The sequence below is a fragment of the Flavobacterium sp. HBTb2-11-1 genome, assembly GCF_009826975.1.
Lineage (GTDB): Bacteria > Bacteroidota > Bacteroidia > Flavobacteriales > Flavobacteriaceae > Flavobacterium.
Window position 1 is genome coordinate 1,061,786 of record NZ_WUMO01000001.1, and the last position, 26,424, is coordinate 1,088,209.

A 26,424-nucleotide genomic window follows, 5' to 3' on the forward strand; every position below is an offset into this window, starting at 1 on the left:
ATGAAAAAAGTACTTTTATTAATGTCTGTGGTTGGTATGATGGTTTCGTGCAGCCAGGACATTACAGATATGAATGTTGATCCGAAAAGGCCAACAACCACCAAAGCGGAATATTTGTTTACAAATGCTGAGAAAAAATTAGTCGATCAAATGGTTAGTACTAGTGTGAATAATAATGTTTTTAGATTATTTGCACAGCAATGGACAGAAACAACTTATCCTGATGAAAGCCAGTATAACATTACAAACAGAAAAATTCCTGATACTCACTTTTTAGTTTTGTACAGAGATGTTCTAGCCGATTTTCATGATTCAAGAGTTATGATTGAAGCAACAACTCCTGCAACTCCTGCAGACGAGGCCATTAAGCAAAATAAATTAGCGCTTATAGATGTTTTGGAAGCGTATGCTTATAGTGTATTGGTAGATACTTTTGGAAACGTTCCTTATACACAAGCAATTGATATTAATAAATATCCTTTACCAGCTTATGATGATGCAAAAACTATCTATCAAGATCTTATTAAAAGATTAACTGCTGATGTTGCTGTTTTGAAAGCGAATAGTACAGTAGCTAACTTTGGTGCTGCAGATATTATCTATCAAGGTACTGCTGCAAGTAATGCAAAATGGGCAAAATTTGCTAACTCATTAATAATTAGAATGGCAGTTAATATGTCTGATATTGATCCAGCGTATGCAACTACTCAAGTTCAGGCGGCTCTTGCTTCTGGTGCTTTGGCTAATAATAATGATAATACAAAATTGACTTATTTAACTACATCAGGAAATCAAAATCCATTGTACGCTGATTTAGTAACAAGTCAGAGATTTGATTTTATTCCAGCTGAGCCTTTTGTTTCTGCTATGGACGCTATTGTTCCTGGTGGTGACCCAAGGATGCCTAAATATTTTACTAACCTAACTTCTCCAGCACCAGTTATTCCTGCAGGAAGAACATTTGTAGGAGGAACGTATGGTGCAGGAAACGTTTATACATCTTATTCACAAATAACATCGACATTAAACAATCCAGTTTTCCCTGGAACTATCTTTGATTTCGCTGAGTTGAATTTCTTATTAGCAGAAGCTGCTGAGAAAAATTTAATTCCAGGTGGTTCTGCTCAAGCAAAAGTATACTATGATGCTGGTATTAGAGCTTCTATGGCAGACTGGGGAGTAACTAATACTGCTGCTATTGATGCTTATATTGCTAGTCCAAAAGTAGATTACAACAATCCGTTAAGTGGAGCAACGTATAAAGAAAAAATTGGTACTCAAGCATGGTTTGCCCTTTACAACAGAGGATACGAAGCATGGACATCTTACAGAAGATTGGATTTCCCTGTATTAAAAGCGCCACAAGCAGCTATAAACAAGCTTATTTTTACGGTGCCAGTTAGATATACCTATCCAGCTGCAGAAGTAAATATCAATACGGCAAATGTAACTAAAGCTTCTGCTGATATTGGTGGAGATTTATTAAATACTAAATTGTTCTGGGATAAATTCTAGTCTTTAGAATATATATCTATATCAATTAAGTTGATGATTCAAAGTAAATTATACCCAGTTTGGGAATAAGAAAAATAAATATTTTGATTTTTTTTGAGAGCCCCGTATACTTTTGTATACGGGGTTTTCGTTTCCAAAAAAGAGTGAAACCATCCCGGTTTCATATTATATATTATGTTTTTTCGTTTATACCTTTTTATCTTACCTTTGCTTAGCAAAATTTTGACAAAATAAATTTATATAAAGCCATCAAATGAGAATATTCATTTTTCTATATCTATTACTTGTACCAACTTTATTGTTTTCGCAAGAAAAAAAAACTGCTCCTAAAAATAATTTAGATATGAATACGGAATATTCAAGTATAACGGATTCCGTAAAAAAGAAAAAACAAAAAATAGCGACGATAGATCAGTATAAAATTGTGACTTTAGAACACGATACGATTTACGCAGATACTTCGCTAACTATTAAAAGTGCTTATAGACAGAATCATCTTAGAAAAGATCTTTTCGGACTACAGGAGTTGTCTAATATTGGACAGCCAATAAATATGCTGCAATATAGTTTGACGAGTTTTTCTCCTTATCCAGAGATTGGTTTTAGCGGAAAACATTCTCTTTATATGCAAGCAGATCAAATTAGATATTATTCTGTCGCAACACCTTTTACAGAATTGTTTTTTAATACAACAATAAAAAAAGGTCAGAATGTGGATTCTTTTATCACATTAAATGCTTCTAAAAATCTTAATTTCTCTATTGCTTATAAAGGACTGAGATCTGAGGGAGATTATAATAATCAATTGGTTAGTGCTGGAAATTTAAGAATTACAACTAGTTATGCTACAACCAATAAGCGTTATGCAATAAATGCACATTTTACAAATCAGGATATATTGAATGAGGAAAATGGCGGTATTACAAACGATGCAGATTTTGAAAGTGATAATCAAGATTATAAAAACCGACAAAGATTACAGGTTTATTTAACCGACGCAGAATCCTTTTTGAAAGGAAGAAGATTGTTTTTTGATCATGCTTTTAGGGTAAATCCAACTGATGGAAGTAATAATTTATACATAACGCATCAGTTTAATTATGAATATAAGGGCTATGAATATAAGCAGCCAACTGTAATGTCGACTTTAACTGCCAATGATGGATCAACTACGCGTATACAGCGATTTGGAGATTCGTATGCGGCAAGTAACATTAACGATCAGACAAAATATGAAAGGTTGTATAATAAAGTAGGAGCAGCTTACGAGAATTCGCTTTTAGGAAAATTTATATTTTTTATCGACGACTATAGATCCAATTATAAATATAACCGAATTATTGTTGATGCTGACGGAAATGCAGTTCCAGATAATCTGTATTTGCAGTTTAATAATTTCGGTGCTCAGTATGAATATCAAAAGAATAAATGGAATGGTAGATTCTTATATTCAAGATCAATAACCAACGAATCTCTTTCAGATTTGGATGCTAAACTTCGATATGATATGAGCGAAAAAATCAAATTTGATTTCAGATATCGCAACATTAATAAATTGCCGAACAATAATTATAATTTGTACCAAAGCAGTTGGATTTCGTACAATTGGTCGAATAATTTTAAAAACGAAAAAATTAATTCGTTAAGTGCAGAGATTACGACTCCTTGGTTGACAGGGCAAGTTCAGTATACAGTACTAAAAGATCATTTGTATTTTACTGATATGGCTACAGATGCAGAAAAAGCGGCAAGTCAGCAGATTGTGAAACCAATGCAATACGGAAATGTGATTAATTATTTAGAAATAAAAGCAAGCCGAGAGTTTAAATTTGGTCCTTTTGCGCTAGATAATACACTTTTATATCAGAAAGTAGATCAGTCAGATTTAGTTTTGAATGTGCCTGATTTTGTAACTAGAAATACATTCTATTATTCAAATCATTTCTTTAAAAAAGCATTGTTTATGCAAACAGGGCTTGTATTTAATTATATGACTAAATACTATGGAGATGATTATAACCCTGTAATTGCAGAATTTTTTGTGCAGCAGGATAAAAAAATCGGAGGTTTTGCAACATTCGATTTCTTTGTGAATGCCAGAATACGCCAGACTCGTTTTTATTTAAAAGCGGAACATTTTAATGCTTTATTTACACAAAGCAACTATTATGCAGCGCCTCATAATCCGTATCGTGATTTTGTGCTGCGTTTTGGTCTGGTTTGGAATTTCTTCCAATAAAAACTGGCTTACTTTTTATTTAGAACCACTAATAAACTTAAATAAAAATGGACTTTTCAAATAATATTTTAGAAACAATTGGTAATACACCATTGGTAAAACTCAACAAAATTGTTGCTGAAATTGATGCGTTAGTATTGGCAAAAGTCGAAACCTTTAATCCTGGTAATTCTGTAAAAGATAGAATGGCCGTAAAAATGATTGAAGATGCAGAGGCAGATGGCAGACTAAAACCTGGAGGAACTATCATTGAAGGGACTTCAGGAAATACAGGAATGGGACTTGCACTTGTTGCAATTGTAAAGGGATACAAATTAATTTGTGTAATCTCAGATAAACAGTCTAAAGAAAAAATGGATATTCTTCGCGCTGTTGGAGCAAAAGTTGTCGTTTGTCCTACTGATGTTGAGCCTACAGATCCGCGTTCTTACTATTCGGTTTCAAAGCGTTTAGCAGAAGAAACCCCGAATTCTTGGTATGTAAATCAATACGATAATATGTCAAATTCGTTGGCACATTATGAACAGACCGGACCTGAAATATGGAAACAGACAGATGGGAAAATCACGCATTTTGTTGTGGGAGTTGGAACGGGAGGAACTATCTCTGGAGTTGGAAAATACTTGAAAGAGCAAAATCCAAATATTAAAATTTGGGGAATCGATACATATGGTTCGGTTTTCAAAAAGTACCACGAAACTGGAATCTTCGATGAAAACGAAATCTACTCTTACATTACAGAAGGTATTGGAGAAGATATTCTTCCTAAAAATGTTGACTTCTCTCTAATTGATGGTTTTACAAAAGTAACCGACAAAGATGCTGCTGTTTATACTAGAAAGATTGCACTTGAGGAAGGTATCTTTGTTGGAAACTCTGCAGGAGCTTGTATAAAAGGTTTATTGCAATTGAAAGAGCATTTCAAACCAGATGATGTTGTTGTGGTATTATTTCACGATTCTGGAAGCCGTTATGTTGGTAAAATGTTCAACGATGATTGGATGCGTGAGCGAGGATTCTTAGAAGAAAATGTAACAAAAGCAGAAGACGTTATCAAAGATCATATTGATAAGGAACTGATTGTAGTGCGTACTGAGGAATTAGTTTCACACGCCATTGAGCGTATGCGTAAATATAAAATTTCGCAGATTCCGGTTGTTGACATTAACGGCTTTGTTGGTTCTGTAGATGAAACAGATTTATTTAGAAGTTATGTTGCTGATAAAAATGTTGCCGAAAAACCAATTAAAGAAGTAATGGGTAAACCTTTTCCGATTGTAAAATTAGGAACTCCGATCGAAGAGGTTTCAAAACTTTTTACAAAAGAAAATGATGCTGTTTTAGTTGATTTAGGAAACGGACATCATCACATTATTACTAAATATGATATTATTGGTTCAATAAAATAAGCCTTTATAAATAATGACAATCCATAAGCCTAATTGTTTTACGATAAGGTTTATGGATTTGTCTTTTAAAAATAGAATATGAATTTTACTGCTATTGATTTTGAAACGGCAACTGGCTATCATCCGTGTTCGGTAGGAATTGTTACGGTCGAAAATGGAGTTATTGTAGACGAGTATGTATCATTAATTAAACCGCCAAACAACGAATACAATCCTTTTACAATTCGTGTTCACGGAATTTACCCGAAAGATACCATTAATGCAAAATCTTTCTTCCAAATCTATCCTGAAATTGAAAAGAGGTTAAAAAACAGAGTTGTAGTAGCGCATAATGAAAGTTTTGACCGGAATGTTTTGATGAAAACCATGTTGCTTCATGGCCTAAATTATGATGATTTAAACATTGCTGCAAAATGGGAATGCACGGTTAAAATCTACAAAGCAAAAGGAATAAAGCCAACCAAATTGAGTGATTGCTGCCGCGAAATGAATATTCATCTCAATCACCATGAGGCATTGTCAGATGCAAGAGCCTGTGCTAAATTATATATGCTTCGCTAAATAATTCAAATATTTGTAAGAATAGTATTAAAATTTAATTACTTTTAGATTTTGTAATTACACTATAAAAATCTAAAATGAAAGAAGACTTCCTTCATTATCTCTGGAAATTCAAGAAGTTTGATGGCTTGAATTTAAAATCTGTTCAAGGAGAAGAAATAACCATCATTAAAACAGGCGATTATTTGGAGCTTGCTGGGCCTGATTTTTTTAATGCTCATATAGAAATCGGAAATCAGAAGTGGGCTGGTAATGTAGAGATTCATTTAAAATCTTCAGACTGGTATTTGCATAATCATGAAAAAGATGCCGCTTATAAAAATGTGATTCTTCATGTTGTGTGGGAAAATGATACGGCCATTTTTAGAGAAGACAATACAGAGATACCCGTTCTAGTGCTTAAAGATTATGTTTCAAAAGAAATTATTGATAATTATAATGCTTTGGTTTCTCCAAAAACATGGATTTCTTGTGAAAGGCAATTAAAAGAAATTGACAGGTTTGTGTTTAAGAATTGGCAGGAAAGATTATTTTTTGAACGTTTAGAGCGAAAATCAAAGTTTATAGATCAATTATTAGAAGAAACGAATCAAGATTGGGAAGCTGTCTTGTTTTGTCTTCTAGCGAAAAATTTTGGTTTAAATACCAACGGAAATTCCTTTTTGCAGATATCAAAAGCAATTCCTTTTTCAGTAATTAGAAAAGAAAGTTTTGAAGTCGAAAATCTTGAAGCGCTCCTTTTTGGAACTTCAGGATTATTGGAAACAGAGAAAGAAGATGTTTATTATAAAGATTTAAAGTTTCGCTACTTCTATTTATTGCATAAATATCAAATAGAAAAGATTTATGCAGATCCTCTTCAATTTTTTAAGCTTCGTCCAGATAATTTCCCTACTATTAGACTTTCTCAGTTAGCATCTTTATATCATAGGCATCAAAACTTATTTTCAAAAATAATTGATTTGAAATCTATTGGCGAAGTGTATCGTTTGCTGAATATTTCTGCAAGTTCATATTGGCAAAACCATTATCAATTTGATAAAGAAAGTCCAAATAAATCTAAAATGCTTTCTAAGCCATTTATAGATTTAGTGGTAATTAATACTATAATCCCGCTTCAATTTGCTTATTCTAATATAAGGGGCGAATCAATTGCCGAAGATTTGATTGACTTTATAAATGAAGTTGACTCAGAGAAAAACGCGATTATTGACAAGTTTAATTCGTTTGGAATAAAGTCTCAATCCGCATTTGAAAGTCAAGCCTTGCTCGAACTTAAAAATGAATACTGTGAGCGTAAAGCATGCTTAAAATGTGCTATCGGATTAGAACTACTCAAAAATAATTAGATAATTTGTACTTTTGTAATCGCGAACAATCAGAATCTAAAATCTAAAGTCATAAATCTAAAAGAGATGTCAGCAATTTTAAAACTTAAATTCTTTTTTGAAAAATATGGTTTTCATGTTTCTTCAAGATTAGCAGATAAACTCGGAATGCGCGTAACAAGTGTAAGACTGTTTTTTATCTACATTTCTTTTGTTACAGCAGGTTTAGGCTTTGGAGTCTATTTAACACTTGCTTTTTGGATTAGACTGAAAGATTTAATCCGTTCAAAAAGAACATCAGTATTTGATTTATAAAAAAAACTCCAAATTAAATTTGGAGCTTTTTTATGAAGTGATATTTTATTATTCTTCAGTACCATCATTAAGTCTTGATCTCTTTTTGCTGTATCCAAAATATACAACTATTCCAAGAACAAGCCATCCAAGAGATAATAATTGAGCATCTTTACTCAAATTGAAAATTAAGTAGCTATTAATTGCAATTCCTAATACCGCAATAATTGGTAAAGCAGGAACTTTAAAAGTCCTGTTTAATCCAGGTTGTTTTACTCTTAAAATCCAAACAGCGATACAAACCATTGTAAAGGCGAATAAAGTACCAAAACTTGTCATATCAGCTAATTTATTGATTGGAGTAAAAGCAGCAACCGTTGCAATAATAGCTCCAAGAATCATTAAGTTTGTTTTTGGAGTTCCAGAAATAGGGTTTACTTTAGAGAAAACTTGTGGAATTAAACCGTCTTTAGACATTCCTAAGAAAATTCTAGATTGTCCCATAATCATTACCATTAATACCGAAACTAAACCAATAGTAGCTGCAACAGTAATAATAAAGCCAGCCCAACCCTGTCCAGCGATATCAAAAGCATAAGCAACAGGAGCTTTAATAGCTTCAGGATATTTTCCTAGCGGGTTAAAATCTTGGTAGTTCATCATTCCTGTTAATACTAAAGAAACAAGAATATATAAAGTTGTACAAATCAATAATGAAGCAATAATTGCAAACGGAACGTCTTTTTTAGGATTAATAGCCTCTCCAGCTTGTGTAGAAACGGCATCAAAACCAACATAAGCAAAGAAAATTGCAGCGGCTCCAGAAATGATACCTCCAATTCCGTAAGCATTGTGCGTAGTTTCTTTTTCAACGATCTGAGTTGCTTCAGGAATAAATGGGCTCCAGTTTGCAGTATTGATGAAGAAAAGACCAGCAACAATTACAAAGATTACTGCAGAAACTTTAAGGATAACAATAGCATTGTTTGCTTTTGCGGCACTTTTTGTTCCTTTAATAAGTAATGAGATAACTAAGATAACGATTAAGAAAGCAGGAAGATTCATTGAGAAACCTTCGCCAGTATAACTTGCAGGATCTGTTGTAAGCCATTCAGGGAGTTTTATATGAAATAATTTCAGTAATTTATTAAAGTATCCAGACCAGGAAACTGCTACCGTCATAGACCCCATTGCATATTCGAGAATTAATCCCCACCCAATTATCCAGGCAAAAATTTCTCCTATAGTACCATAAGCATACGCATAAGCAGATCCTTCAACAGGTAAAATAGAAGCAAATTCAGAATAGCAAAGAGCCGCAAAAACACACGCAATACCTGCGATGATAAACGAAATTGCTAATGCTGGACCGGCATGATAATAAGCCCCAGTACCTGTAAGTACAAAAATTCCACCGCCGATAATGGCACCAACACCAATCGCAGTAAGACTCCATTTTCCTAGGACTCTTTTTAAATCACTTTTTTTCATATCGGCCTCAAAGGCTGATATAGGTTTAACTCTCCAAATTGACATATTATTTTATTGGTTTATTTGTTATTAAGTGCCAAATGTATTGTTTTTTGTAAAAAATAAAAACAATTATCATGTTTTAAGTTATAAAATCTTTGTTTTTTTTACAGTTGTCGTAAGAAAGATTCTTTAAGTATTGACATTCATTAAATTAATTGGCCTTTTACAAAAGATTCGATAATTTTTTGAAAACTACTTTTCTTACTAATTTTCTTAATAAATTTGAGAGATTTTTCTTAACTTATTCTTAAAAAGTATTTTTAAACATGAATTTTAAGCCTCTAAACAAGTATTTTTATTTTACAAAACAGCAACGCATTGGTATTTTTATTCTCTTTATTATTATGATAGGATTACAGATGTTTTATTTATTATCTGATTTTAATATTTTAGAAATTAAGAATACAGAAAAAGAACAGTGGCTTGCACTTCAATCAGAAATTGATCAGAAGAAATTGATAGATAAAAATGCAAAACCATCTAATTATCTTTTTAATCCTAATTTTATTTCTGATTATAAAGGATATAAACTAGGGATGTCGGTTGAAGAAATTGATCGTTTAGTGGCATTTAGAAAGGAGAATAAATATGTAAATTCTGCAGAAGAGTTTCAAAAAGTTACTGGGATTTCAGATTCTCTACTAAATAAAATTTCTCCTTTGTTTAAATTTCCAGATTGGAAACAGAATAAACCTATTTATAGTAGTGAGAAAAAAGATTTCAGCATAAAAAGTTTTCCAAAAAAAGAAAAGATTACAATTTTAGATATTAATCAGGCTACTCAGGAAGATTTAATGAAAATTTATGGAATAGGAGAAGGGTTGTCGTCCAGAATACTTAAGCAAAAAGAAATTCTAGGCTCCTTTGTTTCTATGGATCAGATGAAAGATATTTGGGGACTTTCGCCTGAAGTTATAAATGAGTTGAATAACCATTTTAAGGTTGTGATTCCGCCAACTATGAAGAAAATAAACGTAAACGAGGCGTCATTAAAAGAATTAGCTCAATTTTCATATTTTAAATATGGACTCGCAAAGCAAATCGTAACGTATAGAAGCATGAATGGAAATTTTAATAATATTGAGGATTTAGCAAAAATTAAAGATTTTCCTGTTGAAAAAGCAAAAATAATTAGTTTATATTTGGAGTTCTAAAAGAAACTAACTCATGAACTTTGATTACAACGAAACGCAGATAATGATTGCACAGTCTATAAAAGACTTTGCAGAAAAAAATATTAGACCTTATATAATGGAATGGGACGAAGAACAAATTTTCCCGATTCCTTTATTTAAAAAACTTGGAGAAATGGGCTTCATGGGAGTTTTGGTTCCTGAAGAATACGGAGGATCAGGTTTGGGTTATCATGAATATGTCACAGTAATTGAAGAAATTTCAAAAGTAGACCCTTCAATTGGATTATCTGTTGCGGCGCATAATTCTTTATGTACGAATCATATCTTAACTTTCGGAAACGAAGAGCAAAAGAAAAAATGGTTGCCAAAATTGGCTACAGCAGAATATATAGGAGCATGGGGATTGACAGAGCATAATACAGGTTCTGATGCTGGAGGAATGAATACAACCGCTGTAAAAGATGGCGATCATTGGATTGTCAATGGTGCGAAAAACTTTATTACTCATGGTATATCTGGAGACATTGCCGTTGTGATTGTTCGTACCGGAGAAAAAGGCGATTCTAAAGGAATGACGGCTTTTGTCTTTGAGAAAGGCATGAAAGGGTTCTCGTCTGGTAAAAAAGAAAATAAATTAGGAATGAGAGCTAGTGAAACAGCTGAATTGGTTTTTGATAGCTGTCGTGTTCCTGATGCAAATAGATTGGGGGAAGTCGGACAAGGTTTCGTGCAGGCTATGAAAATTCTTGACGGAGGAAGAATTTCTATTGGAGCACTGTCTTTAGGAATTGCAAAAGGGGCGTATGAAGCGGCATTGAAATATTCAAAAGAAAGACATCAATTTGGACAGCCAATCAGTAATTTTCAAGGAATCTCCTTTAAGTTAGCAGATATGGCAACAGAAATTGAAGCGTCAGAATTGCTTTTGCATAAAGCCGCCTATTTAAAGCAACAACATAAACCTGTAACAACATTAGGTGCAATGGCAAAAATGTATGCATCAGAAGCATGTGTTAAAATTGCAAATGATGCCGTTCAGATTCATGGCGGTTATGGCTACACTAAAGATTTTCCAGTAGAAAAATTCTATAGAGATTCTAAATTATGTACTATAGGAGAGGGAACAACAGAAATCCAAAAGCTCGTTATTTCTAGAAACTTATTAAAATAGTAGCTTATTTTGGGCGTGCCCCTAAAAACAAAAGCCATTTAGCAAGCGCAGAGAGGCTTTTGTTTTTAGGGTCGGGCTTTTCATTCCAATCTTTTTGTTTTTAAAGAAAAAACAAAAAGGATTTCCATTGCAATCCCTCACGCATACACAAAATAAGAAATTTTTGAAAATAATTCAAAATTTATAATTCATAATTAATAATTAATACATACATTTGCAGCCTTAACGAAAGGAGGTGTCTATATTATGTTAATTATACCAATTAAAGACGGAGAAAATATCGATAGAGCATTAAAGCGCTATAAAAGAAAATTTGATAAAACAGGAACTGTTCGTCAATTAAGAGCACGTACTGCTTTTATTAAGCCTTCTGTTATCAAAAGAGCTCAAATCCAAAAAGCGGCTTACATTCAAAGCTTGAAAGACAGTTTAGAAAGTTAATATCAGCTTTTCGAAAATAATCACCGTTAGTGGTCAAAATGTTTTAATTTTGATGCTAACGGTTTTTTTATGCTTAAATTTAAGATTTTATGAAAACAAATAAAGAGGCTTTTTCGGATTATCTTTTGTTGGAAAAAAAATATTCTCCGCATACTGTTGGTGCTTATTTGAATGATATAGTTTCTTTTGAGTCTTTTGTAAAAGAATCTTTTGAGCAGGAAAGTATTGATTTGGTAAATTATAGTCAGGTGAGAAGCTGGATCGTTTTTTTAGTGGATCAAAATATTTCAAACGTTTCTATAAATAGAAAAATGGCTTCCTTGAAGGCTTTTTATAAGTTTCTTTTAAAGTCAAAGCAGATTGAGGTTAATCCGATGCTGAAGCATAAGTCTTTGAAAACTCCAAAAGTAGTTCAGATTCCTTTTTCGGAAAAAGAATTAAAGGATTTGCTGGATGTAATGGAAGCTCCTGTCGGTTTTGAAGAGATTCGGGATAGGCTTATTGTAGAGATGTTTTATGTTACAGGAATGCGTCGGGCTGAATTGATTCATTTAATGGTTAGAAATGTTGATCGTTCAAGTAATACAATTAAAGTTTTAGGGAAAAGAAATAAAGAACGCATTATTCCTATCTTGCCGATTATTGGCGGTCAAATTGATTTATATATAAAGGAAAGGGATGGTTTAGGAAGTTTGGTTGATTCGGACTATTTTTTTGTTTCGAAAAAAGGGTTAAAATTGAGCGAATCTTTTGTTTATCGTTTAATAAATTCATACTTTAGTAGGGTCTCAGAAAAGGTAAAAAAAAGTCCGCATGTGCTTCGCCATACTTTTGCAACACACCTTTTAAATAATGGGGCAGATTTGAATTCAGTTAAGGAATTGCTGGGGCATTCTAGTTTGGCATCTACACAAGTTTATACTCATAATAGTCTTGCGGAACTTAAAAAAGTATATAAAGGTGCACATCCAAGAAGTAAATAGCAGTTCTAAATGTTAATCCTAAAATTTTTATTATGAAGGTAGATGTTCATGCAGTTAATTTTACTGTCGACAGAAAATTGGTCGATTTTATCCAAGAAAGAATGGGTAAGCTAGAGAAATACTACGATCGAGTGGTTTCATCAGATGTTTTTTTAAAAGTAGAAAGAACAAGTGATAAAGAGAATAAGGTGGTGGAGATAAAGATTAATGTTCCTGGTGATGATTTTTTGGTGAAAAAACAGTGTAAAACATTTGAAGAAGCGGTTGAGCTTTCTGCAGAGTCATTAGAACGTTTGCTTGTAAAAAGGAAGGAAAAAATAAGAGCGCACATTTAATTGAAATTTTTTTCGAAAAATGTTTTGATTAAAAGATAAAATAGCTACATTTGCAGTCCGTTAGAAATAGCGGACTTTTTTAATGTATTCGCCGATGTAGCTCAGCTGGCTAGAGCAGCTGATTTGTAATCAGCAGGTCGTGGGTTCGAGTCCCTCTATCGGCTCAATAAATTCAAATGCGATTTGGATTGGTTCTTTAAAATATTGGAATTTTAAAAACTAGGGGAGATACTCAAGCGGCCAACGAGGGCAGACTGTAAATCTGCTGTGAAAACTTCGCAGGTTCGAATCCTGCTCTCCCCACAAAAAAAAGAGGTTAAGGTTTTGGGTTTTAGATTTTTAAAAATCTAAAATCTAAATTCAAAAATCTAAAATCAGAACTCTCTGCCGGTGTAGCTCAGGGGTAGAGTGCTTCCTTGGTAAGGAAGAGGTCTCGGGTTCAAATCCCGACATTGGCTCAAGTAAGTAGGAAATTGAAAATTAATATATAACTAAGATTAAAAATTAAGTAAAATGGCAAAGGAGAATTTTAATCGTTCCAAACCGCACTTAAACATAGGTACAATTGGACACGTAGATCACGGAAAAACTACATTAACTGCTGCAATTACAAAAGTATTGTCAGATGCTGGTTACTGTCAAGCAAAATCGTTTGATCAAATCGATAACGCTCCAGAGGAGAAAGAAAGAGGTATTACTATCAATACATCTCACGTAGAGTATGAAACAGCTAACCGTCACTACGCTCACGTTGACTGTCCAGGTCACGCGGATTACGTAAAGAACATGGTTACTGGAGCTGCTCAAATGGACGGAGCTATCTTAGTAGTTGCTGCTACAGATGGTCCAATGCCACAAACTCGTGAGCACATCCTTTTAGGACGTCAGGTTGGTATTCCAAGAATCGTTGTTTTCATGAACAAAGTGGATATGGTTGATGATGCTGAGTTGTTAGAGCTTGTTGAAATGGAAATTAGAGATTTATTATCTTTCTACGAATATGATGGAGATAATGGTCCTGTAGTTCAAGGTTCTGCTTTAGGAGGATTAAACAATGATCCAAACTGGGTACCTAAAATTATCGAATTAATGGAGGCTGTTGACAACTGGATCGAAGAGCCAGTACGTGACGTAGCTAAACCATTCTTGATGCCAGTTGAGGATGTATTTACAATTACAGGTCGTGGAACTGTTGCTACAGGTCGTATCGAAACTGGAGTTGCTAACACTGGAGATCCTGTTGAAATCATTGGTATGGGAGCTGAAAAATTAACTTCTACTATTACAGGAGTTGAGATGTTCCGTAAAATCCTTGATAGAGGTGAGGCTGGAGATAACGTAGGTTTATTGTTAAGAGGTATTGATAAATCAGACATCAAAAGAGGTATGGTTATCATTAAGCCAGGTTCAGTAAAACCACACTCTAAATTCAAAGCTGAGGTTTATATCTTGAAAAAAGAAGAAGGTGGACGTCACACTCCATTCCACAATAACTACCGTCCACAGTTCTACGTACGTACAACTGACGTAACAGGAGTTATTACTTTACCAGCAGGTGTAGAGATGGTAATGCCAGGTGATAACTTAACTATTGAAGTTGCTTTATTAAGCCCAATCGCTATGAACGTAGGTTTACGTTTCGCTATCCGTGAAGGTGGTAGAACAGTTGGTGCTGGTCAAGTTACTGAAATCGTAGAGTAATTCTATTAAAATAAATAAAAAGCCAGTGATTATTTTTTAATCACTGGCTTTAATTACGGGCGTAGTTCAAGGGTAGAATAGCGGTCTCCAAAACCGTTGATGGGGGTTCGAATCCCTCCGCCCGTGCAATAAAAAATATATCAAATGACAAAAGTTACTAATTATTTATCAGAGGCTTTCGAAGAGTTAAAGTCAAATGTTACTTGGCCAGCTTGGGCTGAAGTACAAAAATTGACAATTGTTGTGGCTGTATTTTCGATTTTATTCGCTTTGGCAACTTGGGGAGTAGACGAATTTTTTGCAAAAGCTTTGGCTGGATTTTTTAACTGGTTAAAAGGATAATTTTTTTGTGATGGCAGATAATAATGTGAAAAAATGGTACGTAGTTAGAGCGGTTAGTGGTCAAGAAAATAAAGTGAAAGCTTATATCGAGACTGAGATTGCGAGATTAGGTATGGAGGATTATGTTTCTCAAGTTTTAGTTCCTACTGAAAAAGTAGTTACTGTAAAAGATGGGAAAAAATCATCTAAGGATAAAGTATATTTTCCTGGATATGTTATGATCGAAGCTAACTTGGTTGGTGAGATTCCTCATATTATTAAGTCAATTACTAGTGTTATTGGATTTTTGGGAGAGACTAAAGGCGGGGAACCAGTTCCTTTGAGGCTTTCTGAAGTAAACCGTATGTTAGGGAAAGTGGATGAATTGGCTGTTAATACAGATACCCGTTCTATTCCATTTAGTGTTGGTGAAACGGTTAAGGTTATTGATGGACCTTTCAATGGATTTAATGGATCTGTTGAAAAAATCAATGAAGAGAAGCGTAAGCTTGAAGTAATGGTTAAGATTTTCGGAAGAAAAACTCCATTAGAATTAAGCTTTATGCAAGTAGAAAAAGTATAATTTTTTGTTACACTATAATAAACCATTGTAATCGCTTCCATAGATTACAGTGTTAAATTTTTTAAAAATGGCTAAAGAAATTAGTAAGGTAGTTAAACTACAAGTTAAGGGAGGTGCTGCGAACCCGTCGCCACCGGTTGGACCTGCTTTAGGAGCTGCTGGGGTTAACATCATGGAGTTTTGTAAGCAATTTAATGCTAGAACTCAAGATAAACCTGGCAAAATTTGTCCAGTGCAAATCACTGTGTACAAAGACAAATCATTTGATTTTGTTGTTAAGACTCCTCCAGCAGCAGTTCAGTTAATGGAAGCTGCGAAGCTAAAATCTGGTTCTGGTGAGCCTAATCGTAAAAAAGTAGCTAGCGTTACTTGGGAACAAATTAGAACTATTGCTGAAGACAAAATGCCAGACTTAAACGCTTTCACAATCGAGAAAGCTATGAGTATGGTTGCTGGGACAGCTAGATCTATGGGTATAACTGTATCAGGAGATGCTCCTTTTTAATTAAGAAAAAGAAATGGCAAAATTAACAAAAAAGCAAAAAGAGGCTGCTTCAAAAATTGAAAAGAACAAATTATACTCTTTAAAAGATGCTGCTGCATTAATTAAAGTTGTTGCTTCTGCAAAATTTGATGAGTCTGTTGATATCGCAGTTCGTTTGGGTGTTGATCCAAGAAAAGCGAATCAAATGGTTAGAGGTGTAGTTACTTTACCTCACGGAACAGGAAAAGACGTTAAAGTATTAGCATTGGTTACTCCAGATAAAGAAGCTGAAGCAAGAGAAGCTGGAGCAGATCACGTTGGTCTTGACGATTACTTACAAAAAATTAAAGACGGTTGGACAGATGTTGATGTGATCATTACTATGCCTGCTGTTATGGGTAAATTAGGTCCATTAGGTCGTATTTTAGGACCTAGAGGTTTAATGCCAAACCCTAAAACAGGTACTGTAACTATGGATGTTGCTAAAGCTGTTCAAGAAGTTAAAGCTGGTAAAATTGACTTTAAAGTTGATAAAACTGGTATCGTTCACGCTGGTATTGGTAAAGTTTCTTTCGGAGCTGAGCAAATCGTTGAGAACGCACACGAAATTATTCAAACATTAATAAAACTTAAACCAACTGCTGCTAAAGGTACATACATTAAAGGTATTCACCTTACAAGCACAATGAGTCCTGCTATCGCATTAGACCCAAAAGCAGTATAATTGGTAGTTAAAAATTTTTAGTATGACTAGAGAAGAAAAATCAATCGCGATTGAAAATTTAACTGCGCAGTTAGCTGGTACAAATATCATTTACATTTCTGATATTTCTGGTTTAAACGCAGAGACAACTTCAAGCTTACGTAGAGCTTGTTTCAAAGCAGGTATCAAATTAGAGGTTGTAAAAAACACTTTGCTTGCAAAAGCAATGGAAGCTTCTTCTAATGATTATGGTGATTTACCTACAGTTTTATCAGGTAATAGTGCTATCTTCATTTCTGATGTTGCTAATGCACCTGGAAAAATTATCAAAGATTTCCGTAAGAAATCTGATAAACCAGTTTTAAAAGGAGCTTACATCAATTCTGAAGTATATATTGGGGATAACCAATTAGATACATTAGCTACAATTAAATCTAAGGAAGAGCTTATTGGAGAAATCATTGGATTATTACAATCTCCAGCTCAAAGAATTATTTCTGCTTTACAAAACAAATTCGCTGGAAGCGAAGAAGGAGCAGAGTAATAAATGTAGGGAGGCTTGCTTCCTTGCTGCTTAATTAGCGCACAATAATTAAATTATATTTTTACACAAATCATTTTAAACGATAGAAAAAATGGCAGATTTGAAACAATTCGCAGAACAATTAGTTAACTTAACAGTTAAAGAAGTTAACGAATTAGCAACAATATTAAAAGATGAGTACGGAATCGAGCCTGCTGCTGCTGCTGTAGTAGTTGCTGCTGGTGGAGGAGACGGTGCTGCTGAAGAAGCACAAACTGAATTTACAGTTGTATTGAAAGATGCAGGAGCTTCTAAATTAGCTGTTGTAAAATTAGTTAAAGAATTAACTGGTTTAGGTCTTAAAGAAGCTAAAGATGTAGTAGACGGTGCACCAAGCAACGTTAAAGAAGGTGTTTCTAAAGAAGAGGCTGAAGGTCTTAAAAAATCTTTAGAAGAGGCTGGAGCTACTGTTGAGCTTAAATAATTAAACTCAGTTTAAGAACTAGGTTTAGGTCTTGAGTTAACACTCAAAGGCCTAAACCATTTTTCGTATAATAAAATATTATCAAATTTTATTATCCCATAGTTTAAAATACGAAAAAGTTTTTGATCAATACGAAGAAAGAAAATTGAGCCCATTTTTGCGGTCCTATTTTTAAAGATGTATTGATTATAATAAGAAAGTATAGATTAAACAATGTGTATTTACACAAAAATAAATTACTTTTTTTTAATCAAAATTTTGTCCATTGATGATAACAAATCAGACTGAAAGATTGAATTTTGCCTCTACAAAAAATATCCCTGACTATCCGGACTTCTTGGATGTTCAGGTTAAATCTTTTAAAGATTTCTTTCAATTAGAAACGAAATCTGACGAAAGAGGCAACGAAGGGTTATACAATACCTTCATGGAAAACTTCCCAATTACAGATACAAGAAATAACTTTGTATTGGAATTCCTAGATTATTTTGTTGATCCGCCACGTTATACAATTCAAGAATGTATAGAGAGAGGTCTTACTTATAGTGTGCCTTTGAAAGCTAGGTTAAAACTATATTGTACAGATCCAGAACACGAAGATTTTGAAACAATTGTACAAGACGTTTATCTTGGAACAATTCCTTACATGACTCCTAGTGGTACTTTTGTTATTAATGGTGCCGAGCGTGTTGTAGTATCTCAATTACACCGTTCTCCAGGGGTTTTCTTTGGACAGTCATTCCACGCAAATGGAACTAAACTTTATTCTGCGAGAGTAATTCCTTTTAAAGGATCTTGGATAGAATTCTCTACTGATATTAACAGCGTAATGTACGCGTATATCGATAGAAAGAAAAAATTACCTGTAACAACTTTATTCCGTGCTATCGGTTTCGAGAGAGATAAGGATATCTTAGAGATTTTCGACTTAGCAGAAGAAATTAAAGTTTCTAAAACAGGAATTAAGAAATATATTGGAAGAAGACTTGCTGCGCGTGTTTTGAACACATGGCACGAGGATTTCGTAGATGAGGATACTGGAGAGGTAGTTTCTATCGAGCGTAACGAAATCATCCTTGATCGTGATACTATTATCGACAAAGATAATGTTGAAGAGATCATCGATTCTAATGTAAAATCTATTTTGTTACATAAAGAGGATAACAATCAAGCAGATTATGCTATTATCCACAACACGTTACAAAAAGATCCAACTAACTCTGAAAAAGAAGCTGTAGAGCACATCTACCGTCAGTTGCGTAACGCTGAACCGCCTGATGAAGAAACTGCTCGTGGTATTATAGATAAATTGTTCTTCTCTGACCAACGTTATAACTTAGGTGAAGTTGGTCGTTACAGAATGAACAAAAAATTAGATTTAGATATCCCTATGGATAAGCAAGTGCTTACTAAAGAGGATATCATTACAATCGTTAAATATTTGATCGAGTTGATCAACTCTAAAGCAGAGATTGATGATATTGATCACTTATCAAACCGTCGTGTTAGAACAGTTGGTGAACAATTGTCTCAACAATTCGGTGTTGGTTTAGCACGTATGGCTAGAACTATTCGTGAGAGAATGAACGTTAGAGATAACGAGGTGTTTACACCAATTGATTTGATTAATGCTAAAACATTATCATCAGTTATCAACTCTTTCTTTGGTACTAACCAGTTATCTCAATTTATGGATCAAACCAATCCATTAGCTGAGATTACACACAAAAGAAGACTTTCTGCACTTGGGCCAGGTGGACTTTCGAGAGAAAGAGCTGGTTTCGAGGTTCGTGACGTTCACTATACTCACTATGGTCGTTTATGTCCGATTGAAACTCCTGAGGGGCCAAACATTGGTTTGATTTCATCTCTTGGTGTATATGCGAAAGTTAACGGAATGGGATTCATTGAAACTCCATACCGTAAAGTTACAGATGGTGTTGTTGATTTAGAAAGCGCACCTATCTATTTAAGTGCTGAAGAAGAAGAAGGAAAAATGATTGCTCAGGCAAACATTGAGATGGATGCTTCAGGTAAAATTACAGCTAGTAATGTTATTGCTCGTGAAGAGGGTGACTTCCCGGTTGTTGAACCAAGTTCAGTACATTATACAGACGTTGCTCCTAACCAGATCGCTTCGATTTCTGCATCTTTGATTCCATTCTTGGAGCATGATGATGCGAACCGTGCGTTGATGGGATCAAACATGATGCGTCAGGCAGTTCCTTTGATCCGTCCTGAAGCACCGATTGTTGGTACAGGTTTAGAGCGTCAGGTAGCTTCGGATTCAAGAGTTTTGATCAATGCTGAAGGGCATGGTACTGTTGAATACGTAGATGCTAATATCATTACTATTAAATACGATCGTACAGAAGACGAGAGAATGGTAAGTTTTGATGCTGATGAGAAAACGTACAACTTAATTAAATTTAGAAAAACCAATCAAGGTACAAGTATCAACTTGAAACCAATCGTAAGAAGAGGTGATAGAGTTGTTCCTGGTCAGGTATTGTCTGAAGGATATGCTACTCAAAATGGAGAATTAGCTTTAGGTAGAAACTTAAAAGTTGCGTTCATGCCATGGAAAGGGTACAACTTCGAGGATGCGATTGTAATTTCTGAAAAAGTAGTTCGTGATGATATTTTTACTTCTATCCACGTTGATGATTATTCATTAGAGGTTAGAGATACTAAGTTAGGAAATGAAGAGTTGACAAACGATATTCCTAACGTTTCTGAAGAAGCTACTAAAGATTTAGATGAAAACGGTATGATCAGAATTGGAGCAGAGGTTAAGCCTGGCGACATTTTGATCGGAAAAATTACACCAAAAGGAGAATCAGATCCAACTCCAGAGGAGAAATTGCTTCGTGCAATCTTCGGGGATAAAGCTGGTGATGTGAAAGATGCTTCATTAAAAGCTTCTCCATCTTTACATGGTGTAGTTCTTGACAAAAAATTATTTGCAAGAGCCGTAAAAGATAAACGTAAACGTACTCAAGATAAAGATGCTTTAGGCGCTTTAGAAATGGAATTCGAAACTAAATTTGTTGAATTAAAAGACAGATTAGTAGAGAAATTATTCTTGATCGTTAACGGAAAAACATCTCAAGGTGTAATGAATGATTTGGGTGAAGAAGTTTTACCAAAAGGTAAAAAATATACTCAAAAAATGCTTTACGCAGTAGAGGATTTTGCTCACTTAAGCAAAGGTCAGTGGGTTGCTGATGACGCTACAAATAAAATGGTTAATGATTTGATTCATAACTATAAAATTAAGCTGAACGACTTACAAGGAGCTTTAAGAAGAGAGAAATTCACTATTACAGTTGGAGATGAATTACCATCTGGAATTTTGAAATTAGCTAAGATTTACATTGCTAAAAAACGTAAGTTAAAAGTGGGTGATAAAATGGCGGGTCGTCACGGTAACAAAGGTATTGTTGCTAGAATCGTTCGTCATGAAGATATGCCTTTCTTAGAAGATGGAACACCAGTAGATATCGTATTGAATCCACTTGGGGTACCTTCACGTATGAACATTGGTCAAATTTATGAAACAGTATTAGGATGGGCTGGTATGAACTTGGGTAGAAAATTTGCTACTCCAATCTTCGACGGAGCTTCTCTTGACGAAATCAATGCTTTGACTGATGAAGCTGGAGTACCGCGTTTCGGACATACTTACCTATATGATGGTGGTACTGGAGAGCGTTTTGCACAAAAAGCGACTGTGGGTGTAATTTACATGCTTAAATTAGGACACATGGTTGATGATAAGATGCACGCACGTTCTATTGGACCATACTCATTGATTACGCAACAGCCACTTGGAGGTAAAGCTCAATTTGGAGGTCAGCGTTTTGGAGAGATGGAGGTTTGGGCACTTGAGGCTTATGGAGCTTCTAGTACACTACGTGAGATCTTAACTGTTAAGTCTGATGACGTTATTGGTAGAGCTAAAACTTACGAGGCTATCGTTAAGGGTGAAACTATGCCAGAACCAGGTTTACCAGAATCATTCAATGTATTAATGCACGAATTGAAAGGTCTAGGATTAGATCTTCGTTTGGAAGAATAATAAAAGTTTTGAGTCACAGTTTCAGTATTCAGTTAACACTGAAAACTGAGACTGCTGACTATTACTAATAATATTAAAGTTTTTAAGATTTATACCCGTAACCCGTTCCGATTTTTTATAATAATGCAGGGCATTTTATAACTAGCACTTCAAATAAGAGTTTGAGGTTTAGAGAAGTAAACCGAGGTAAGCGCGATGATTTAACTCTTTTGAAAGCAATTTTTGAAAGATGGAGATTATGAAATCTAAAATCAATTTTTAACAGCAGTAAATCAATAGTAAAAACTATGATGAATAATAGAAACAATAAAGATAAGAATCCAGTAAAAAGATTTAACAAAATCTCTATTGGATTGGCTTCACCAGAATCTATCTTGAAAGAATCAAGAGGAGAGGTTTTAAAGCCAGAAACAATCAACTATAGAACTCACAAACCAGAGCGTGACGGACTTTTCTGCGAAAGAATCTTCGGACCAGTAAAAGATTTTGAATGTGCTTGTGGTAAGTATAAAAGAATTCGTTACAAAGGTATCATCTGTGACCGTTGTGGTGTTGAAGTTACTGAGAAAAAAGTACGTCGTGATAGAGTAGGACACATCAACCTTGTTGTGCCAATTGCTCACATCTGGTACTTCAGATCTCTTCCAAACAAAATTGGTTATATCCTTGGTCTTCCATCTAAGAAATTAGATATGATCATTTACTACGAAAGATACGTAGTAATTCAGCCAGGTATTGCTAAAAATGCAGATGGAGAATCATTACAAAGATTAGATTTCTTAACTGAAGAAGAATACTTAAATATTTTAGATACTCTTCCGCAAGAAAACCAATATTTAGACGATTTAGATCCTAATAAATTTGTTGCCAAAATGGGAGCAGAGTGTATTATGGATTTATTAGCTCGTATTGACCTAGATGCTTTATCTTATGAATTAAGACACAGTGCTAACAACGAGACTTCTAAACAAAGAAAAACTGAAGCTTTAAAAAGATTGCAAGTTGTTGAGTCTTTCCGTGAGTCTAACGAAAACCGCGAAAACCGTCCAGAATGGATGATCATGAAAGTGGTTCCAGTTATCCCACCAGAATTACGTCCGCTTGTTCCACTTGATGGAGGTCGTTTTGCAACTTCAGATTTGAACGATTTATATCGTCGTGTAATCATCCGTAACAACCGTTTGAAAAGATTAATGGAGATTAAAGCTCCAGAAGTGATCTTAAGAAACGAGAAGCGTATGTTGCAAGAATCTGTAGATTCATTATTCGATAACACACGTAAAGCTTCTGCTGTTAAAACAGAATCAAACAGACCATTAAAATCATTATCTGACTCTTTAAAAGGTAAACAAGGACGTTTCCGTCAAAACCTTTTAGGAAAACGTGTGGATTATTCTGCTCGTTCGGTAATCGTCGTTGGTCCAGAGTTAAAATTATATGAGTGCGGATTGCCAAAAGATATGGCTTCTGAGTTGTACAAACCATTCGTTATCCGTAAATTGATCGAAAGAGGTATTGTAAAAACAGTAAAATCTGCTAAGAAAATCATTGATAAGAAAGAGCCTGTAGTTTGGGATATCCTTGAAAACGTAATTAAAGGACACCCAGTATTACTGAACCGTGCTCCTACTTTGCACAGACTTGGTATTCAGGCTTTCCAGCCAAAATTAATTGAAGGAAAAGCAATCCAGTTACACCCATTAGTATGTACGGCATTCAACGCCGATTTCGATGGTGACCAGATGGCGGTACACTTACCATTAGGGCCAGAGGCTATTTTAGAGGCACAATTATTAATGTTGGCTTCTCACAATATCTTGAACCCTGCAAATGGTGCTCCAATTACTGTACCTTCTCAGGACATGGTCTTGGGTCTATACTATATGACCAAAGAACGTATTTCTACAGAAGATCACAAAATTATCGGACAAGATTTAACTTTCTATTCTGCTGAAGAAGTAAACATTGCATTAAACGAAGGAAGATTAGAATTGAATGCTCGTGTGAAAATTAGAGCAAAAGATTTTAATGAGAACGGAGAGTTAGTGTACAAAATCATCCAGACAACTGCAGGACGTGTATTATTTAACGAAGTAGTACCAGAAGCAGCTGGATATATCAATGACGTATTGACTAAGAAAAACCTTAGAGATATTATCGGACACATTTTAAGTGTGACTGATGTACCTACAACGGCAGCTTTCTTGGATAATATGAAAGATATGGGGTATAAATTCGCATTTAGAGGAGGTTTATCATTCTCTTTAGGTGATATTAGAATTCCAGAACAAAAAACAAAGTTAATTGCAGATGCCAGAGAGCAAGTTGAAGGTATCTCAACTAACTATAACATGGGTCTTATCACAAATAACGAGCGTTACAACCAAGTTATTGACGTATGGACTTCAGCAAATGCTCAGTTGACAGAGTTAGCAATGAAAAATATTAGAGAAGACCAACAAGGTTTCAACTCTGTATATATGATGCTTGACTCTGGGGCGAGGGGGTCTAAGGAGCAGATTCGTCAGTTAACTGGTATGCGTGGTTTGATGGCTAAGCCTAAAAAATCTACTGCTGGTGGTGGTGAGATTATTGAAAACCCGATTCTTTCTAACTTTAAGGAAGGTCTTTCGATCCTTGAATACTTCATTTCTACTCACGGTGCTCGTAAAGGTCTTGCGGATACGGCTCTTAAAACAGCCGATGCTGGTTACTTAACAAGAAGGCTTCATGACGTTTCTCAAGATGTTATTGTTAACATCGAGGATTGTGGAACTTTAAGAGGTGTTGAAGTTGCTGCCTTGAAGAAAAATGAGGAAATCGTTGAATCTTTAGGTGAGAGAATTTTAGGACGTGTTGCTTTACAAGACGTTATCAATCCTCTTACTAACGAGATTATGGTTAGATCTGGAGAACAAATTACAGAATCAATTGTTAAGACTATCGAAGCGTCTCCAATTGAGAAAGTTGAAGTTAGATCTCCATTAACTTGTGAAGCTTTAAAAGGTATTTGTGCTAAATGTTACGGTAGAAACTTAGCTACTGGTAAGATGACACAAAGAGGTGAAGCTGTCGGAGTTATTGCAGCTCAGTCTATTGGAGAGCCAGGTACACAGTTGACACTTCGTACGTTCCACGTTGGAGGGGTTGCTGGAGGTATCTCTGAAGAGTCTAGTATTGTTACAAGATTCAACGGTAGACTTGAAATCGAAGATTTAAAAACAGTTAAAGGTGAAGATAGTGAAGGTAACGAAGTTGATATCGTTGTATCACGTTCTACAGAGTTGAAATTAATTGACGAAGGAACCGGAATTGTTTTAAATACACATAACATTCCTTACGGATCTAGTATTTTTGTAAATGATGGAGATGTAGTTACTAAAGGAACTGTAATCTGTAAGTGGGATCCATATAATGGTGTAATTGTTTCTGAGTTTACAGGTAAGATTGCTTACGAAGACTTAGAACAAGGACAATCATACATGGTTGAAATCGATGAGCAGACTGGTTTCCAAGAAAAAGTAATTTCTGAGGCTAGAAACAAAAAATTAATCCCAACTTTATTAGTTTATGGTAAAGAAGGTGAATTGATACGTTCATACAACTTACCAGTAGGTGCACACTTAATGGTTGAGAATGGTGAGAAAATTAAAGCAGGTAAAGTATTAGTAAAAATCCCACGTCGTTCTTCTAAAGCGGGCGATATTACGGGAGGTTTACCAAGAATTACTGAGCTTCTTGAGGCTCGTAACCCTTCAAACCCAGCAGTTGTATCTGAAATTGACGGTGTTGTATCATTCGGTAAAATTAAGAGAGGTAACCGTGAGATCGTTATCGAGTCTAAATTCGGTGAGGTTAAAAAGTATCTAGTGAAACTTTCAAGCCAAATCTTAGTACAAGAAAATGACTTCGTAAGAGCGGGAGTTCCATTGTCTGATGGTGCAATTACGCCAGATGATATCTTAAGAATTCAAGGTCCGGCTGCTGTTCAACAGTACTTGGTAAATGAAATTCAAGAGGTTTACCGTTTACAAGGGGTAAAAATCAATGACAAACACTTCGAGGTTGTAATTCGTCAAATGATGCGTAAAGTTAAAGTTGAAGATCCAGGAGATACTCTATTCTTAGAAGATCAATTGATCCACACTAAAGACTTTATCCTTCAAAATGATAAATTATATGGTATGAAAGTGGTTGAAGATGCTGGAGATTCTTCAGTATTAAAACCAGGTCAGATCATTACGCCTCGTGAGTTACGTGATGAAAATTCATTATTGAAACGTACAGATAAAAATCTTGTTGTAGCAAGAGATGTAATTACTGCAACTGCAACGCCAGTTCTACAAGGTATTACAAGAGCTTCGTTACAAACTAAATCATTCATTTCTGCGGCTTCATTCCAGGAGACAACGAAAGTACTTAACGAAGCTGCAGTAGCTGGTAAAGTAGATGATCTAGAAGGATTAAAAGAAAACGTAATTGTTGGACACAGAATCCCTGCCGGAACTGGTATGAGAGAATACGATAACACAATCGTAGGATCTAAAGATGATTACAATGAAATGATGGCTAATAAAGAAGAATACATTTATTAATTAG

General features: G+C 34.7%; 21 protein-coding genes and 4 tRNA genes. 24 read left to right on the forward strand and 1 reads right to left on the reverse strand.

What is annotated here, in order from left to right:
• The 6 genes from GR162_RS04725 to GR162_RS04750 all read left to right on the forward strand — a co-directional run bounded on the left by GR162_RS04725 (nucleotide 1) and on the right by GR162_RS04750 (nucleotide 7,367).
• Nucleotides 1-1,515, forward strand: coding sequence for a SusD/RagB family nutrient-binding outer membrane lipoprotein (locus GR162_RS04725; RefSeq protein ID WP_202393894.1), 1,515 nt, complete (start codon nucleotides 1-3; stop codon nucleotides 1,513-1,515).
• 253 nt (nucleotides 1,516-1,768) lie between these two features.
• Nucleotides 1,769-3,754, forward strand: a complete 1,986-nt coding sequence (locus tag GR162_RS04730; protein ID WP_160781169.1) for a putative porin — start codon at nucleotides 1,769-1,771, stop codon at nucleotides 3,752-3,754.
• 47 nt (nucleotides 3,755-3,801) lie between these two features.
• Nucleotides 3,802-5,163 carry a pyridoxal-phosphate dependent enzyme gene (locus GR162_RS04735; RefSeq protein WP_160781170.1) on the forward strand — a complete coding sequence of 454 codons (1,362 nt, stop codon included), beginning with the start codon at nucleotides 3,802-3,804 and terminating at the stop codon, nucleotides 5,161-5,163.
• 78 nt (nucleotides 5,164-5,241) lie between these two features.
• Nucleotides 5,242-5,724 carry a 3'-5' exonuclease gene (locus GR162_RS04740; RefSeq protein WP_160781171.1) on the forward strand — a complete coding sequence of 161 codons (483 nt, stop codon included), beginning with the start codon at nucleotides 5,242-5,244 and terminating at the stop codon, nucleotides 5,722-5,724.
• A gap of 77 nt (nucleotides 5,725-5,801) precedes the next feature.
• Nucleotides 5,802-7,073, forward strand: coding sequence for a DUF2851 family protein (locus GR162_RS04745; protein ID WP_160781172.1), 1,272 nt, complete (start codon nucleotides 5,802-5,804; stop codon nucleotides 7,071-7,073).
• 66 nt (nucleotides 7,074-7,139) lie between these two features.
• Nucleotides 7,140-7,367: a PspC family transcriptional regulator gene (locus tag GR162_RS04750; protein WP_008466940.1), complete on the forward strand. Its 228-nt coding sequence runs from the start codon at nucleotides 7,140-7,142 to the stop codon at nucleotides 7,365-7,367.
• 48 nt (nucleotides 7,368-7,415) lie between these two features.
• Here the strand turns inward: GR162_RS04750 and GR162_RS04755 are convergent, their stop codons facing one another.
• On the reverse strand, nucleotides 7,416-8,882 hold the full coding sequence (locus GR162_RS04755; RefSeq protein WP_066032589.1) for an APC family permease: 1,467 nt from the start codon (nucleotides 8,880-8,882) through the stop codon (nucleotides 7,416-7,418).
• 263 nt (nucleotides 8,883-9,145) lie between these two features.
• On the opposite strand from GR162_RS04755, the gene GR162_RS04760 reads away from it, so the two are divergent.
• The 18 genes from GR162_RS04760 (at nucleotide 9,146) to rpoC (ending at nucleotide 26,420) form a co-directional block, all read left to right on the forward strand.
• Nucleotides 9,146-10,033: a helix-hairpin-helix domain-containing protein gene (locus GR162_RS04760; RefSeq protein ID WP_160781173.1), complete on the forward strand. Its 888-nt coding sequence runs from the start codon at nucleotides 9,146-9,148 to the stop codon at nucleotides 10,031-10,033.
• Nucleotides 10,034-10,046: 13 nt separating this feature from the next.
• The gene (locus GR162_RS04765) at nucleotides 10,047-11,186 is read left to right on the forward strand and encodes an acyl-CoA dehydrogenase family protein (protein ID WP_119789461.1); all 1,140 of its coding nucleotides are present in this window, start codon (nucleotides 10,047-10,049) and stop codon (nucleotides 11,184-11,186) included.
• Between the two features lie 246 nt (nucleotides 11,187-11,432).
• Complete coding sequence (gene rpsU, locus GR162_RS04770; protein ID WP_008466933.1) at nucleotides 11,433-11,627, forward strand: 30S ribosomal protein S21; 195 nt, start codon at nucleotides 11,433-11,435, stop codon at nucleotides 11,625-11,627.
• A gap of 89 nt (nucleotides 11,628-11,716) precedes the next feature.
• On the forward strand, nucleotides 11,717-12,610 hold the full coding sequence (locus GR162_RS04775) for a tyrosine-type recombinase/integrase (protein WP_160781174.1): 894 nt from the start codon (nucleotides 11,717-11,719) through the stop codon (nucleotides 12,608-12,610).
• A gap of 32 nt (nucleotides 12,611-12,642) precedes the next feature.
• The gene (hpf, locus tag GR162_RS04780; RefSeq protein WP_008466930.1) at nucleotides 12,643-12,945 is read left to right on the forward strand and encodes a ribosome hibernation-promoting factor, HPF/YfiA family; all 303 of its coding nucleotides are present in this window, start codon (nucleotides 12,643-12,645) and stop codon (nucleotides 12,943-12,945) included.
• A 90-nt stretch (nucleotides 12,946-13,035) separates the two neighbouring features.
• Nucleotides 13,036-13,109, forward strand: a tRNA-Thr gene (locus GR162_RS04785).
• Nucleotides 13,110-13,167: 58 nt separating this feature from the next.
• Nucleotides 13,168-13,248 (forward strand) — tRNA-Tyr (locus tag GR162_RS04790).
• A gap of 83 nt (nucleotides 13,249-13,331) precedes the next feature.
• Nucleotides 13,332-13,403 (forward strand) — tRNA-Thr (locus GR162_RS04795).
• A gap of 55 nt (nucleotides 13,404-13,458) precedes the next feature.
• Nucleotides 13,459-14,646: an elongation factor Tu gene (gene tuf / locus GR162_RS04800; protein ID WP_008466928.1), complete on the forward strand. Its 1,188-nt coding sequence runs from the start codon at nucleotides 13,459-13,461 to the stop codon at nucleotides 14,644-14,646.
• Nucleotides 14,647-14,701: 55 nt separating this feature from the next.
• Nucleotides 14,702-14,772, forward strand: a tRNA-Trp gene (locus GR162_RS04805).
• Between the two features lie 18 nt (nucleotides 14,773-14,790).
• Nucleotides 14,791-14,988 (forward strand): preprotein translocase subunit SecE, encoded by a 198-nt coding sequence (gene secE / locus GR162_RS04810; protein WP_008466927.1) that lies wholly within the window; start codon nucleotides 14,791-14,793, stop codon nucleotides 14,986-14,988.
• A 10-nt stretch (nucleotides 14,989-14,998) separates the two neighbouring features.
• Nucleotides 14,999-15,550, forward strand: a complete 552-nt coding sequence (nusG, locus tag GR162_RS04815; protein ID WP_008466925.1) for a transcription termination/antitermination protein NusG — start codon at nucleotides 14,999-15,001, stop codon at nucleotides 15,548-15,550.
• 67 nt (nucleotides 15,551-15,617) lie between these two features.
• Nucleotides 15,618-16,055: a 50S ribosomal protein L11 gene (rplK, locus tag GR162_RS04820; protein WP_008466923.1), complete on the forward strand. Its 438-nt coding sequence runs from the start codon at nucleotides 15,618-15,620 to the stop codon at nucleotides 16,053-16,055.
• 13 nt (nucleotides 16,056-16,068) lie between these two features.
• Complete coding sequence (rplA, locus tag GR162_RS04825) at nucleotides 16,069-16,758, forward strand: 50S ribosomal protein L1 (protein ID WP_008466920.1); 690 nt, start codon at nucleotides 16,069-16,071, stop codon at nucleotides 16,756-16,758.
• A 22-nt stretch (nucleotides 16,759-16,780) separates the two neighbouring features.
• A complete protein-coding gene (gene rplJ, locus GR162_RS04830) occupies nucleotides 16,781-17,281 on the forward strand; it encodes a 50S ribosomal protein L10 (RefSeq protein WP_008466919.1) in 501 nt (166 codons plus the stop codon).
• Nucleotides 17,282-17,372: 91 nt separating this feature from the next.
• Nucleotides 17,373-17,744 carry a 50S ribosomal protein L7/L12 gene (rplL, locus tag GR162_RS04835; protein WP_008466917.1) on the forward strand — a complete coding sequence of 124 codons (372 nt, stop codon included), beginning with the start codon at nucleotides 17,373-17,375 and terminating at the stop codon, nucleotides 17,742-17,744.
• A gap of 268 nt (nucleotides 17,745-18,012) precedes the next feature.
• Nucleotides 18,013-21,825, forward strand: a complete 3,813-nt coding sequence (gene rpoB / locus GR162_RS04840) for a DNA-directed RNA polymerase subunit beta (RefSeq protein ID WP_008466915.1) — start codon at nucleotides 18,013-18,015, stop codon at nucleotides 21,823-21,825.
• A 287-nt stretch (nucleotides 21,826-22,112) separates the two neighbouring features.
• The gene (gene rpoC / locus GR162_RS04845; protein WP_160781175.1) at nucleotides 22,113-26,420 is read left to right on the forward strand and encodes a DNA-directed RNA polymerase subunit beta'; all 4,308 of its coding nucleotides are present in this window, start codon (nucleotides 22,113-22,115) and stop codon (nucleotides 26,418-26,420) included.
• Nucleotides 26,421-26,424: the final 4 nt, after the last annotated feature.

Coding starts and splice junctions, on each gene's coding strand:
- tuf (WP_008466928.1), top strand. CDS start 13,459: ATGGCAAAGGAGAATTTTAATCGTTCCAAACCGCACTTAAACATAGGT.
- rplL (WP_008466917.1), top strand. CDS start 17,373: ATGGCAGATTTGAAACAATTCGCAGAACAATTAGTTAACTTAACAGTT.
- rplJ (WP_008466919.1), top strand. CDS start 16,781: ATGACTAGAGAAGAAAAATCAATCGCGATTGAAAATTTAACTGCGCAG.
- GR162_RS04735 (WP_160781170.1), top strand. CDS start 3,802: ATGGACTTTTCAAATAATATTTTAGAAACAATTGGTAATACACCATTG.
- secE (WP_008466927.1), top strand. CDS start 14,791: ATGACAAAAGTTACTAATTATTTATCAGAGGCTTTCGAAGAGTTAAAG.
- GR162_RS04740 (WP_160781171.1), top strand. CDS start 5,242: ATGAATTTTACTGCTATTGATTTTGAAACGGCAACTGGCTATCATCCG.
- GR162_RS04730 (WP_160781169.1), top strand. CDS start 1,769: ATGAGAATATTCATTTTTCTATATCTATTACTTGTACCAACTTTATTG.
- GR162_RS04775 (WP_160781174.1), top strand. CDS start 11,717: ATGAAAACAAATAAAGAGGCTTTTTCGGATTATCTTTTGTTGGAAAAA.
- rplK (WP_008466923.1), top strand. CDS start 15,618: ATGGCTAAAGAAATTAGTAAGGTAGTTAAACTACAAGTTAAGGGAGGT.
- GR162_RS04725 (WP_202393894.1), top strand. CDS start 1: ATGAAAAAAGTACTTTTATTAATGTCTGTGGTTGGTATGATGGTTTCG.
- GR162_RS04755 (WP_066032589.1), bottom strand. CDS start 8,882: ATGTCAATTTGGAGAGTTAAACCTATATCAGCCTTTGAGGCCGATATG.
- GR162_RS04745 (WP_160781172.1), top strand. CDS start 5,802: ATGAAAGAAGACTTCCTTCATTATCTCTGGAAATTCAAGAAGTTTGAT.
- rpoB (WP_008466915.1), top strand. CDS start 18,013: ATGATAACAAATCAGACTGAAAGATTGAATTTTGCCTCTACAAAAAAT.
- GR162_RS04760 (WP_160781173.1), top strand. CDS start 9,146: ATGAATTTTAAGCCTCTAAACAAGTATTTTTATTTTACAAAACAGCAA.
- GR162_RS04750 (WP_008466940.1), top strand. CDS start 7,140: ATGTCAGCAATTTTAAAACTTAAATTCTTTTTTGAAAAATATGGTTTT.
- rplA (WP_008466920.1), top strand. CDS start 16,069: ATGGCAAAATTAACAAAAAAGCAAAAAGAGGCTGCTTCAAAAATTGAA.
- rpsU (WP_008466933.1), top strand. CDS start 11,433: ATGTTAATTATACCAATTAAAGACGGAGAAAATATCGATAGAGCATTA.
- GR162_RS04765 (WP_119789461.1), top strand. CDS start 10,047: ATGAACTTTGATTACAACGAAACGCAGATAATGATTGCACAGTCTATA.
- nusG (WP_008466925.1), top strand. CDS start 14,999: ATGGCAGATAATAATGTGAAAAAATGGTACGTAGTTAGAGCGGTTAGT.
- hpf (WP_008466930.1), top strand. CDS start 12,643: ATGAAGGTAGATGTTCATGCAGTTAATTTTACTGTCGACAGAAAATTG.
- rpoC (WP_160781175.1), top strand. CDS start 22,113: ATGATGAATAATAGAAACAATAAAGATAAGAATCCAGTAAAAAGATTT.